Source organism: Microcoleus sp. A2-C3 (assembly GCF_036706065.1).
Lineage (GTDB): Bacteria > Cyanobacteriota > Cyanobacteriia > Cyanobacteriales > Microcoleaceae > Microcoleus.
Window position 1 is genome coordinate 20,382 of the sequence record NZ_JAUBVX010000069.1, and the last position, 11,902, is coordinate 32,283.

General features: G+C 46.1%; 9 protein-coding genes. 3 read left to right on the forward strand and 6 right to left on the reverse strand.

The genetic code is table 11. The annotated features are described in order from the left end of the window. Positions 1–96 precede the first annotated feature (96 nt). The 3 genes from QUB66_RS26600 to QUB66_RS26610 form a co-directional block, all read right to left on the reverse strand. Complete coding sequence (locus QUB66_RS26600) at positions 97–303, reverse strand: type II toxin-antitoxin system HicB family antitoxin (RefSeq protein WP_332970313.1); 207 nt, start codon at positions 301–303, stop codon at positions 97–99. Continuing rightward, positions 293–568 carry a type II toxin-antitoxin system HicA family toxin gene (locus QUB66_RS26605; RefSeq protein WP_332970312.1) on the reverse strand — a complete coding sequence of 92 codons (276 nt, stop codon included), beginning with the start codon at positions 566–568 and terminating at the stop codon, positions 293–295. Before QUB66_RS26605 ends, QUB66_RS26600 begins: the two co-directional genes overlap by 11 nt. A 97-nt stretch (positions 569–665) precedes the next feature. Beyond that, entirely contained in the window at positions 666–4,688 is a 4,023-nt protein-coding gene (locus tag QUB66_RS26610) for a magnesium chelatase subunit H (protein ID WP_332970330.1), read from the reverse strand. Positions 4,689–5,221: 533 nt separating this feature from the next. On the opposite strand from QUB66_RS26610, the gene QUB66_RS26615 reads away from it, so the two are divergent. Beyond that, a complete protein-coding gene (locus tag QUB66_RS26615; RefSeq protein ID WP_265233406.1) occupies positions 5,222–6,208 on the forward strand; it encodes a calcium-binding protein in 987 nt (328 codons plus the stop codon). Positions 6,209–6,539: 331 nt separating this feature from the next. Beyond that, positions 6,540–8,135 carry a hypothetical protein gene (locus tag QUB66_RS26620; protein ID WP_321161496.1) on the forward strand — a complete coding sequence of 532 codons (1,596 nt, stop codon included), beginning with the start codon at positions 6,540–6,542 and terminating at the stop codon, positions 8,133–8,135. Positions 8,136–8,193: 58 nt separating this feature from the next. Here the strand turns inward: QUB66_RS26620 and QUB66_RS26625 are convergent, their stop codons facing one another. Next, positions 8,194–8,670 (reverse strand): ankyrin repeat domain-containing protein, encoded by a 477-nt coding sequence (locus QUB66_RS26625; RefSeq protein ID WP_332970311.1) that lies wholly within the window; start codon positions 8,668–8,670, stop codon positions 8,194–8,196. 36 nt (positions 8,671–8,706) lie between these two features. Between QUB66_RS26625 and QUB66_RS26630 the strand changes: the two genes are divergently transcribed. Beyond that, entirely contained in the window at positions 8,707–9,972 is a 1,266-nt protein-coding gene (locus QUB66_RS26630; protein WP_332970310.1) for a lipid-A-disaccharide synthase, read from the forward strand. A 179-nt stretch (positions 9,973–10,151) separates the two neighbouring features. Here the strand turns inward: QUB66_RS26630 and QUB66_RS26635 are convergent, their stop codons facing one another. Then, a complete protein-coding gene (locus QUB66_RS26635; protein WP_265233409.1) occupies positions 10,152–10,322 on the reverse strand; it encodes a YqaE/Pmp3 family membrane protein in 171 nt (56 codons plus the stop codon). Between the two features lie 39 nt (positions 10,323–10,361). Continuing rightward, entirely contained in the window at positions 10,362–11,306 is a 945-nt protein-coding gene (locus tag QUB66_RS26640; RefSeq protein WP_265233410.1) for a fused MFS/spermidine synthase, read from the reverse strand. Positions 11,307–11,902: the final 596 nt, after the last annotated feature.

Consider the following 11,902-nt stretch of genomic DNA (forward strand, 5'->3'; position numbering starts at 1 on the left):
TTGCCGAGTTCACTAGCTCAACTCCCTGGTCAGCTTAATAATAGGGTTGAAGTTGAGGGTGAGGGTAGTCATAGCAATATTTTATCCTTACTTCAACTACGCAAACATCAATCTACCTTTCGGTTGAGGGACAATTCGCCCTAATTGCTGAGCAGTCTCAATCCACTCCTGCATAATCACCTCTACATTTTGCAGTGCTGCTTGATAAGTTTCACCATCAGCAGCACATCCGGGCAATTCAGGCACTTCTGCAATAAAAGCCTGGTCTTCCTGACTCCAGTAAATAATTACTTCATACTTCATTATCATCTTGATTGACCAATTTATATTTCAAAATTACTGCACGAACTTGCTTTACTTGATAGGGTTTAGCTTTTGACCTATCTCCTTTTTGTGGTTGGAGGTTTAGAATTTCTTCGACACCTTCCTTACTAAAAATATGGTGACTTCCCTTAATCCTTACCTCAAATCCTAAAATCTGGATAACTTCACATAAATCGCTAAAGGAAAAGTTAGCATCTGATGCACCGAGCATCAGCTTAGCTATTAATTTGTCTATTTGAGCCATTAATTAAATTTTTCATTATTGTCTTTGCTTTAATACTCTTAAAATAATGTCAGGGTAATTTCTTGCCCTGACACTATTCTACACTAATTCGGGAACCTTAGTCTACCCCTTCAATCCGGTCTTCCACCTCCTGATACAACTCACGCAAGCGATCGAGATTACTCTCGCTAGTTTCCCAATAACCCCGGCCATTCACCTCAAGCAAAGTGCTAACAATCTTGCGGAAAGAATGAGGATTCAGATTCAGCAAACGCTTCTGCATCTCCTCATCCTGGATAAACGTACCGTTCACATCCTCATACACCCAATTATCCACAGCGCCAGCAGTCGCACTCCATCCAGTCGTGTTCACCAGACGCTTAGAAATCTCCCGCACACCCTCATAACCGTGGGACAACATCCCCTCGTACCACTTAGGATTCAGCAGCTTAGTCCGCGAATCTAAACGCACAGTTTCTGATAGCGTCCGTACCTGCGCGTTCGCTGTCGTCGTATCAGCAACGAAGGATGTTGGTTTCTTCCCATCGGCGCGCAAACTGCCGATTAATTTAGTTGGATCTGAGTCGAAATAGTGCGACACGTCGGTTAGGGAAATCTCCGCAGAATCCAAGTTCTGGAAGGTGACTTCAGCAGTTTTTAAGGATGATTCAAAAATCTGCCGGTCTTGTGCCATCGTTCCCGGATTGTCGGAGGAAAAGGCGAAGGATTTGCGGGTTAAGTACATTTCCTGCAACTCGGCTTCGCTTTCCCAGGTGCTGTTTTCTACCGCCAAGTTGACGTTAGATGAATAGGAACCGGAAGCATTGGAAAATACGCGGGTTGCTGCTTGTCGCAGATTAATTCCCATTTCTTCGGCTTGCTTCAAGGCGTGTTTGCGGACGAAGTTCATTTCTAACGGTTCGTCGGCTTCTGCTGCCATTTTCACGGCCCTGTCTAACAAGTTCATTTGGTTGATGAACAAGTCGCGGAATACGCCGGAACAGTTAATTACTACGTCGATTCGAGGGCGGCCCAACTCTTCCAAGGAAAGCAATTCGAGTTTGTTGACTCGGCCCAATGCGTCGGGAACTGGCTTGACTCCCACCATCCACATTACTTGGGCGAGGGATTCGCCGTAAGTCTTGATGTTGTCGGTTCCCCAGAGCACAACGGCGATGGTTTCGGGATAGTTGCCGCCGTTATCGCTGCGCTGTCTTTCTAACAAGCGATCGACAACAACCTTAGCAGACTTGATTGCCCCTGTTGTGGGGATTGACTGCGGGTCCAAAGCGTGCATATTCTTGCCAGTCGGCAAAACATCCGGGTTGCGAATCGGATCGCCACCGGGGCCAGGCAGAACGTATTCGCCTTCTAGGGCGCGCAACAAAGCGCCTAATTCGTTGTCAGCGCAAACTTGTTTCAAGCAGAATTCCAGATACTCAAACAGCGGTTTAATCGGTTCTGGATCGACATTTTTGTAACCCGCGGCGTGCAGCGATTCAATCCAAGGTGTTTTCTTGCCCATGTTGAAGAAATTCAACTTGGAAACCAAGGAAACTCGGCCCTCAGCGTCGGTTTGTTCCTTCACCAAAGCGCCCACTGCATCCCGACAAGCTAAGGTGATGCTTTGCAGCAATTCGACATCAACTAAAATGCCTTTGTCGCTGTTGGTGTAAACTTCTTCGATATCGCGTCCCAGACTGTTAGCGATAATTCGCGGTAAGCTGAGCAGGTTGTCTTCTTCCCGGTCTAAATTGGCGATATTTACTAAAGTTGCGATCGCCTCTTCAGCAGTTGGCGGCTTCCCGATAATATGCAAACCACAAGGTAACAACCGCGACTCAATCTCCATCAACTTGCGGTAAACCAAGCCAACTAAATTGTCCCGTTCCTCCGCAGTCATGCCCGCAGCAACCCCCCCTGGCCCCCCCTTACCAAGGGGGGGTTGGGGGGGTTCCGGAGGTAGGGCGATATCCTTGTCCAAATTGACCAAACGGCATTTTTCAACGATCGCATCAACAATCGGCACACCCCGGCCCGTACCCTTCAAAGTTTGATAGGAAGCAATTAACTCGCTGAGTTCCTGCAAACCTTTGTACAAACCAGCATTTTCCGCCGGAGGAGTCAGATAGCTGATGGTTTCAGCATAACTACGACGCTTAGCAATTGTTGCCTCGCTGGGATTGTTGGCGGCGTAATAATAGAGGTTAGGAATCTTGCCGATCAAACTGTCGGGATAACAATCGATAGACATTCCCATTTGCTTACCAGGCATGAATTCTAGGGAACCATGAGTGCCGAAGTGCAGCACCGCATCCGCACCCCAAATGCGCTCCAAATATGTGTAGTAAGCAGCAAAACCGTGGTGGGGACTTGCAGAACGAGAGAATAACAACCGCATCGGATCGCCTTCGTATCCAAAAGTAGGTTGCACTCCGATAAACACGTTACCGAAATGTTTGCCGAAAATCAGCAAATTTTGTCCGTCGCTGTTCAAATGTCCGGGAGGCGGGCCCCAGTTTTCTTGCAAACGTTCCGAGTAAGGAGTGAATTCTTCGTATTCAGCTACGGACATCCGGTAAGCAACATTCAATTCAGGACTTTGATATTGGGCTGTTGCGTCGTGGATGACTTCTTGCATCAGTTTTTCTGCGGATTCAGGCAGTTCTGGCAAGTCGTAACCGTTGCCTTTTAAGGCTTTCAATACTTCGTAAATTGAGCCGAAAACATCTAAGTAAGCGGCTGTTCCGACGTTGCCTTTGTCAGGCGGGAAACTGAAGACTGTGATCGCAACTTTCTTGTCTAATTTTGGTTTGCGACGCAGCATTGCCCACTTCATGGCGCGCTGGGAAATCGTCTCAACTCGGTCTTGTAGGGCGATCGCCTTGCCAGTTGCGCCATCACGTCCCGACAAAATAATCGGTTCGATCGCACCATCCAACTCAGGAATAGCAACCTGCAAAGCAACTTGAATCGGGTGCAAACCTAAATCGCTATTTTCCCACTCTTCCGTCGTTTGGAAAACCAGCGGCAAAGCCACCATATAAGGACAGTTGAGCTTTTTCAAAGTCTCGATCGCCTTCGGGTGATCTTGTTTCGCTGGGCCGCCAACCAACGCAAAACCAGTCAGAGAAACTACCGCATCGACGATCGGCAGCGGTGCCACACCTTTGGGCGAAACTTCCAAGAAAAATGTTTCCACCGGTTTCGAGAAGTCCAAGCCGCCGGCAAAAATCGGCAAAACCCGCGCGCCCATTGCCTCAAATTCCTGCACGATTGCGACGTAGTGCGCGTCATCTCCGGTAACTAAGTGAGTGCGCTGCAACACTAAACCGATGCAGAGTGCGAGGGGGTCTTTGAGGTCTGCGGAAATATCTGTGCGGGCATTATACCAGTTCAGATATCCTTTGACATCATCAAACATGGACGGTGCTAAAGGATGCCAAATCCCCATGTCCTGGTAGACAACGGGCTCTTGAAAAGTTAGCTGTTCCTGGCCTTTGAAGACATATTTCTGTGACAGCATCAGCAAGAAGTTTTCCAAGTTTTCTTGGGAACCGCCCAGCCAATACTGGAAACTTAGCATGAAGTTGCGGGCATCTTGCGCTTTGTCGATCGGCAAATATTTCAGCACTTTCGGCAAAGTTTGCAGCAGTTTCAGCATTCCGTCTTGGAAGGAACTCCCGGATTTTTCCTTCCGTTTTTTCATGAATTCGCCGATCGCGCTTTTGCTTTGTCCCAACTGCGCCATCGAGAAACTGCCCATTTTATTGAGTCGCATCACCCCAGGCATCGACGGGAAAACGACGGCGACATCCAAGCTGTCGCGCAGCGGTTCTACAGCCGCTACCACTTTTTCGGCCAAATCTTCGATAAAAATTAGAGAAGCAATAAATACGTTGGCATCGGCCACATCCCGCTTGAATGCCTCGTAATTTTCGGGGCTGCGGAGTTCTTCGATCAGGTAGCCGCTAATTTCTATTGCCAGATTCGGATTTTTGTTATTTATCGCTCTAACCGCTGCGGACAGGGCGCTTTGATACTGCGGTTCTAGTACGACATAGACCACCTTCATGAGCGATCGCCCCTGCAAGTTTTCCGGCACGATGTGGCGAATGGTGGGCTTGACGTGAGTGAACATCCGGTTAGGCTCCTTTAAGATGCTGTTTTCGGCAATCGGGAATTTTTTTATCCCATAAGCATTTTTACCAGAAAACGCTGGCCATTGGGCGATTTGAGCTTGTACATGACACAATTCGACAAATTTATTACGATTTTTCGTTACATTATTTGACAAATTCGTTGAGCAACCACTCCAAATTTTCTTTACAAAAATTTACTTGACATAAATTCTATAGTATGAATTAGATTAAATTATCAAAATAAATAAACTATCAACCAATCTTTAACAAAAAGGCTCCTGAGAAAAGTTTTTAAGTTTGTAGAACTCATTAAACAGGCGAGCGAGCAATTAATTAACCACCAAAATGCCTAATTTCCGAATATTAAATTGTCCATTCGGATGAGTGCGCTATTAGAAAAACCGGATATTTTGCCGGGAACTTAAAATTGTTTTACAAAGTCTCTAATCTAGAAGTTCCCAATGGGCGATCGAGCTCAGGTGAAGTTAATTGCTGTTGATTGTCAAGCTCATCAAAACCCTAGGGGGAAAACATGGCTAACTACGCAATTTTCGACGAAAAATACTACCTCTCACAATATCCTTGGATTCAGCCGGCCATTGATGCAGGAGTCATCAAATCCGGTAGAGAACACTTTGAAAAATTCGGTAGAGCAGGCGGCTTAACTAAAGTCTCGCGTTATTTTGACGAAGCTACTTACCTTGCAGGCAATCCAGATCTCGCACCCTTCGTCCGCACAGTCAATCCCAACGCACCTTTTGCAACAGGTCTCGATCACTTTATTCAGTTCGGCTACGATGAAGGACAGCGCCGGGCCCAAGTATCCCCCGAATACAACGAAAGCTTTTATTTAGCAAACAATTCAGAACTACAACCATTTGTTCAGAACGGAACTTTCAAATCAGGCTATCAACATTTCGTTCAATTCGGGGCAAAAGAAGGTCGTTTTGGAACTTCGTTTTTTGAAGCGGAATACTTAAAACAAAACCCGGACATCGTACCGTTTGTCAACTCTGGAACCTTGAAAACTGGTCGGGAACACTACTTCAACTTTGGGAAAAACGAACCCAATCGTTCTGCGACTTTTGTAGGCAGCCGCACCAACGATGTTCTCACTGGTGTTGGCGTGGGGAATACCGAACTTGTGGGAGTAGAAGTCGGTATCGCTCCCAACGGCAATCGGCAGTATGAAAGCTTCGGCACCAATGAGTTCGATGTCCTAATTGGCAGTCCGGGAATTGATACATTCGTCCTCGGAGTTCCTGCTACAGCCGGGAATGTCATCCCGACACCGTTGTATTTGGGTAACGGTCAAGCTACGATTCGGAACTTCGACATAGAAAACGATTTTATCCAACTGCAAGGAAATTCTTTAAGCGACGGCTACAGCCTGACTCCTGTTGGTGGTAATTTGTCAATCCAGCGTTTTGGAGATGTGCTGGGCGTGATTGAAGGAGGAGGAAGCTTGAATTTGACTTTCCAACAATCTAATGGTGACGGTACTTTTGCGATCGGTTAGTCATTGGTTATTAGTCATTGGTCATTGGTCATTAGTCATTAGTCATTAGTCATTAGTCATTAGTCATTAGTCATTAGTCATTCGCTAATACTGATGATTGATGACTTTTGAGTTTTGGTGGGCGATCGTCTTATTCAAAAAGGGCGATCGGCCTTTTTTATGCTGCAATCAAAATCCTTGAAAGCGATGTAACACAATATACTTGACGGCGCGCATAAGTATGATATTATAATTCGTTGGTTAAAAATCGATGTAACAAAAAGTTACTTGACTGCACACAGGAGGAATATTTTATAATAAAATCGCTTAAATTTCATAAGTTGGGCAAACAATGGCAAACTATGACATCTTTGACGAACAATACTACCTGTCCCAATATCCTTGGGTGAAACCTGCCATTGATGCAGGAATCATCAAATCTGGGAAAGAACACTTTGAAAAGTTCGGTCAAGCCGGCGGCTTAACGAAAGTATCGCGGTATTTTGACGAACCAACCTATCTAGCTCAAAATCCAGATATTGCTTCCCTTGTCCGCACCGCCAACAATCCAAACGCGCCTTTTACCTCTGGTTTAGACCACTTTATCCAGTTTGGTTACGAAGAAGGTCGCACCCAAGTATCCCCTGACTACGACGAAGCGATTTATTTAAAACGATACCCCGTACTTGTGCCATTTTTACAGAACGGCACTTTCAAATCAGGATTAGATCATTTTGTCAAATTCGGAGCCAAACAAGACCTTTACGCCAACACATTTTTTGAACCAGAATACTTACTAAAAAACCCCGATATAGCAGCAGCAGTTAAGGAGGGAGTTTTCAAAACTGGCGGAGAACACTACCGAAAATTTGGACAATTTGAGCCAACGCGAGCGGCGACATTTGTCGGCACTAAAGGCACTGACATTGTGACTGGATTTGGTGTAGGAAAAGTTGAAATCATTGGCATTCAAGTATCTTTGAATGCAGCCGGCGATCGAGTTTATGAAAAACCTTCCGGTTTTCCTTTTTCCCCTGTAAATGACACCCTAATTGGCGGTCAAGGTACTGATACTTTCTTGCTCGGTGTTGGGGATTTTGCCGATGTGAATGGGGGGAATTTTTACGGAGGGGTTAGCAACAGCAACTACGCTACGATTAAAAACTTTAACCCGCAAGCCGATAAGATCAACCTAGCGGGAACGAGAGGCAACTATCTGTTTAACAATACTCCTAATGGAGATTTTAGGATTAGCGTGGTGCCGATTAGGGCTTTTGCACCGGTAGGTATAGTCGAGGGCGGTGCGAATATGCCGTTTCTGGTAAATCAGGGGATCGAGCGCCTAATTTCTTTTGATAAAGTTTCTGTAGTGAATAACTTTTTGGAAGCTGGATATTTAGCAAGCAATCCCGATGTTGCTGCGGCGGTTCAAGCAGGAAATTTTGATTCAGGTATCGACCAGTATACAAAAGTTGGGCAATTTGAAACCAATCGATCGGCAACTTTTGTCGGGAGTTCGGGGAATGATATTGTTACTGCTTTTGGTAAGGGAAAAACAACAATTATTGGAGTTGCTTTTGATGGCAGTTATTCGAGCGACGGTAGCAACGAATTTGATACGTTGATTGGTAGCGAAGGTGCTGATACTGTTATTTTGGCTTATGACAATAATTCGGGTTCTCCTGGTAGCAGCTTCCGCAACACCACTCAAGAATTGTATTTAGGCCCGGGGGAGGCTCGCATTCGCGACTTTAATGCCAGTCAGGGAGATGTACTTCAGCTATCAGGCACACTCAGTGACTATCAAATATCTCCAGTGGGTGCAGATTTAGTGATCTCAAAAGCAGGAGATAGAATTGCAATTCTTGAGGGAGGTGCTGGATTAAATTTGAAACAACAGACATTTCCTAGCACCGACTTTGGGCCTAGTCCTTTCTTCCTAGGCTAGAAAGCAATTAATACTAACGAGAAACCCGATCGCTCAAAGCAACCGGGTTTCTCAATAATTAAGCCCGATCGCGCGCCAGCTTCAAAACCTCAACAACATCTTGATGATTTTCCGAAGATGCCCAAATTAAAGCAGTCCAAGTATTATTATCCTTAGCTTTAATATCAGCACCCTTTTCGATCAAAAATTCCACAACTTGAGTGCGCCCGCTACCCGCCGCACTCATCAAAGCTGTCAAACCAAAAGTAGTTTTAGCATTCACATCCGCCCCCGCATCCAGCAAAAGCTGTACAATCTCGCTATGTCCCGCAGCAGCGGCACTCATTAACGGCGTCCACCCGTCTTTATCCTGACTGTTAGCATCCGCGCTTGCTGCGAGGATTTTTTTGACAATTTCAGCATTGCCAGCCTCAGCCGCAGCCGTCAAAGCCGTTGCGCCTTCGTCATCTTTGGCGTTGATATCTGCGCGTTGTTCGATCGCACTTTCCACAGCCGCCACATCACCCATCTTGACGGCATCCATTAAATCTGTCATAAAATCTCCGTTGCATCCTTTCAAATATTAAGTCCTATGACAGTCGATATTTTAATCCTCTCCAACGGGCCCGGAGAATTAGCAACTTGGGTGCGTCCCGCCGTGCAAGCATTGCGCCAGCAATTGGCAAACAGGGGCACAGAAGCCCGAATTTCGGTAGTGCTGTCCCCCTGTCCGCACGCCACGGGGAAAGAAGCAGAAATCGCCTCGAACTACCCAGAAGTGGACAGAGTGCAAGCACCGGAGCATTTTATGCGATTCTTATTATCGGGCAAAACTGCGGAAAATTGGGATTGGTATAAAACCGGAGTTGTTTTATTTTTAGGCGGCGACCAATTTTTTACGGTTGTGATTGGCAAAAGGCTAAAATATCGGACTGTTACTTATGCGGAATGGGACGCGCGGTGGTATCGCTGGATTGATAAGTTTGCGGCGATGAAACCGGAAGTTTTTGCTAAAGTTCCACAAAAATATGCTGATAAATTTGCAGTTGTGGGAGATTTGATTGCAGAAGTAGGCGATCGCAAATCGGACGCAAAAGACGGCGCACCGCCCCCACGAGAAATAGAGTTAATTGGATTGTTACCCGGTTCTAAAGCGGCAAAATTAGCTTTAGGTGTACCGTTATGTTTGGCGATCGCGCAATCGATCCATCGCATCCGCCCTCAAACGCGCTTTGTAATTCCCGTTGCTCCCACCTTAGACCTGCAAACTATAGCAGGTTTTGCCGATCCAAAACAAAATCCCTGCCTGCACTTATTTAAAAACGCCAGCGCCGAACTGCATTTAACAGAAACGCCGTTTTTGCAGACAGCAAATGGCTTACAAATAGAACTTTGGACTGAGACACCAGCCTATAATTTGCTATCAAAATGCAGCCTGTGTTTGACTACTGTGGGGGCGAATACTGCGGAATTGGGTTCGTTAGCTGTACCGATGATTGTGTTGATTCCGACGCAGCAGTTGGATGCGATGAAGGCTTGGGATGGTTTGCCGGGATTGTTGGCAAATTTGCCGTTAGTTGGTTCTGTTTTTGCAACTGGAATTAATTGGCTAATCTTGCAGTTGGGGAAGGGAAAGCTTTATGCTTGGCCGAATATCTGGGCTGGGGAGGAGATTGTGCCAGAGTTAATCGGGAAGCTGGAAGCGGAGGTTGTGGCTGATTTGGCGATCGACTATTTGAGCCATCCTGATAAATTAGCACAAATGGGCGATCGGCTCCGCAGCGTGCGCGGCGAATCTGGGGCGGCGCAGAAAATCGCTGAATTGGTTTGCGAAGAAATCGATTTTATCAGTAATTAGTAATCCTTCCTTGCTACAAACTGCGACAAGGAATTTAGTTCAATTAGTATCAAAAATCGGTTAAAAACCTTTGTATCTATCGTTCACATCCGAGTCTAGAACCCCCTAAATCCCCCTTAAGAAGGGGGACTTTGAGAATACTCCTGTCCCCCCCTTTTTAAGGAGTGTGCCAGGGAGATCTAGCCCCGATCGTGCTTAGAAATTACCCAAATGGCGTGGACAATGCCGGGAATAAAGCCAAAAAACGTGAGCACCACGTTGATCCAAAAATCTGTGCCGATGCCGACAGTCAAAAATACGCCCAGAGGGGGAAGAAAAATGGCAGCGATTATGCGAACTAAATTGTTCATCTCAGTTACTCCAAACGACTTTTCTCTTGCAATTTAACTTCACTGACCGATAGACCCTTTCCCGAAAAACTTAGGCGGTGCTGCCATAGTATAAACTTCGGTTTCCTCAGCGATTACCCGCCGCAAGTGACCGGGAACTTGCATCAACCCCAACAGGGTAATCCCATCTAACATCCGCAACCCGCCAGTTGTTTTTTCTGCCAGTATTTTGTCGGTAACTTCGGGTTCTGGCCGCGTGTTTATTTCCTGGCTGGAAGCTATGGCAAAACCCCAAGGAGCTCCGTAGGTAGAAATAAAGCTGGTGCAGGATTGAACGTTGGGGAATACCGCTTTCAGGGTGTTGACAATGCGGGCGTGCATTTTCATTTCTGCTGGAGAAACTGGGCCCGCTTGCACTACAAAATATCCATTAGGCGATAGTATCTTGCGGACTTTTTCAAAATACTCTTTGGTAAATAACTGGAAAGATGGGCCTTCTTCAATGGGATCTGACAAGTCAGAAATCACAATATCCCAATCGTTGTCAGTGTTGTCTAAATAGTCCAAAGCATCGCCGATTACTACTTCGCATCGGGGGTCGTCAAAGGCATTTTGGTGCATTTCTGGCAGGTATTCACGGCAAGCTTCTACTACTTCGCCGTCAATATCGATCATCACTACTTTTTCAACTGTTTTCCAGCGCAGCACTTCTCTAATTGTAGCTCCTTCGCCGCCGCCGAGAACCAGCACTTTTTTGGGCGAACCGTGAGCAATCATTGCTGGGTGCACTAGGGGTTCGTGGTACAGAAACTCGTCGCCTGTACAAGATTGCCATTTGCCGTCTAAAACTAAGCCTTTACCGTAGGTGCCGGTTTGAACGACGTACATTTCTTGGTAGGCAGTTTTTTTGTAAGCGAGCACGCCGATGATGCCGTGAACGTAAATATCCCAAGGGGTAATGTACTCGCTCATCCAAAAGTCTGCACGAACTTCGCTACCTGACATCTAATACTCTCCAAATGTAAACTGCTGTGTCGATGTTGTCACAAGTATTAAGTCTTAGCACAAAATGGTGCGGGTGTGTAAGTGCGATCGACACATTGGAGTTAAATTGATCGGGAACGGTATAATTTCCTTGCTGTTTGGAAGATTGCGAACCGTCTCCACCTTCCCATCGCACCTTCCGAGCACGCCTTCTGATCGCACCTTCACTTCGCAGTAAAAATCAATACTTTTGTGTCCGCGCGGGTTGTGTATAAAGTTGTTTGTCACAGGCAATTTGTTACAGGCAAATTATTCACCCTCAAGCGGCTGCTACAATTTGCCGATCGACCTTTATATTGACTAGATTGGTAAATATGGGCGATCGCACCACCTGAAAATAACTGTCCGCCTACCAGTATAATTTACGAATGAATCACCCTAGGCATACTTAAATATATGTTGAGAAATCCTCTGATGTTTGACCTCAAGTTTTGGAGAGAATTGAGTCTGAAACTCACAAAAAGGTTTACCCTTGGCATTGCAATACTTCTCGGTTAAGGTCTAAGCGGTACTGAGAATAGAAAAATGAAGCTCCTGGCGCTGAGTACCAGTACCTC

Coding starts and splice junctions, on each gene's coding strand:
- QUB66_RS26600 (WP_332970313.1), bottom strand. CDS start 303: ATGAAGTATGAAGTAATTATTTACTGGAGTCAGGAAGACCAGGCTTTT.
- QUB66_RS26605 (WP_332970312.1), bottom strand. CDS start 568: ATGGCTCAAATAGACAAATTAATAGCTAAGCTGATGCTCGGTGCATCA.
- QUB66_RS26610 (WP_332970330.1), bottom strand. CDS start 4,688: ATGTTCACTCACGTCAAGCCCACCATTCGCCACATCGTGCCGGAAAAC.
- QUB66_RS26615 (WP_265233406.1), top strand. CDS start 5,222: ATGGCTAACTACGCAATTTTCGACGAAAAATACTACCTCTCACAATAT.
- QUB66_RS26620 (WP_321161496.1), top strand. CDS start 6,540: ATGGCAAACTATGACATCTTTGACGAACAATACTACCTGTCCCAATAT.
- QUB66_RS26625 (WP_332970311.1), bottom strand. CDS start 8,670: ATGACAGATTTAATGGATGCCGTCAAGATGGGTGATGTGGCGGCTGTG.
- QUB66_RS26630 (WP_332970310.1), top strand. CDS start 8,707: ATGACAGTCGATATTTTAATCCTCTCCAACGGGCCCGGAGAATTAGCA.
- QUB66_RS26635 (WP_265233409.1), bottom strand. CDS start 10,322: ATGAACAATTTAGTTCGCATAATCGCTGCCATTTTTCTTCCCCCTCTG.
- QUB66_RS26640 (WP_265233410.1), bottom strand. CDS start 11,306: ATGTCAGGTAGCGAAGTTCGTGCAGACTTTTGGATGAGCGAGTACATT.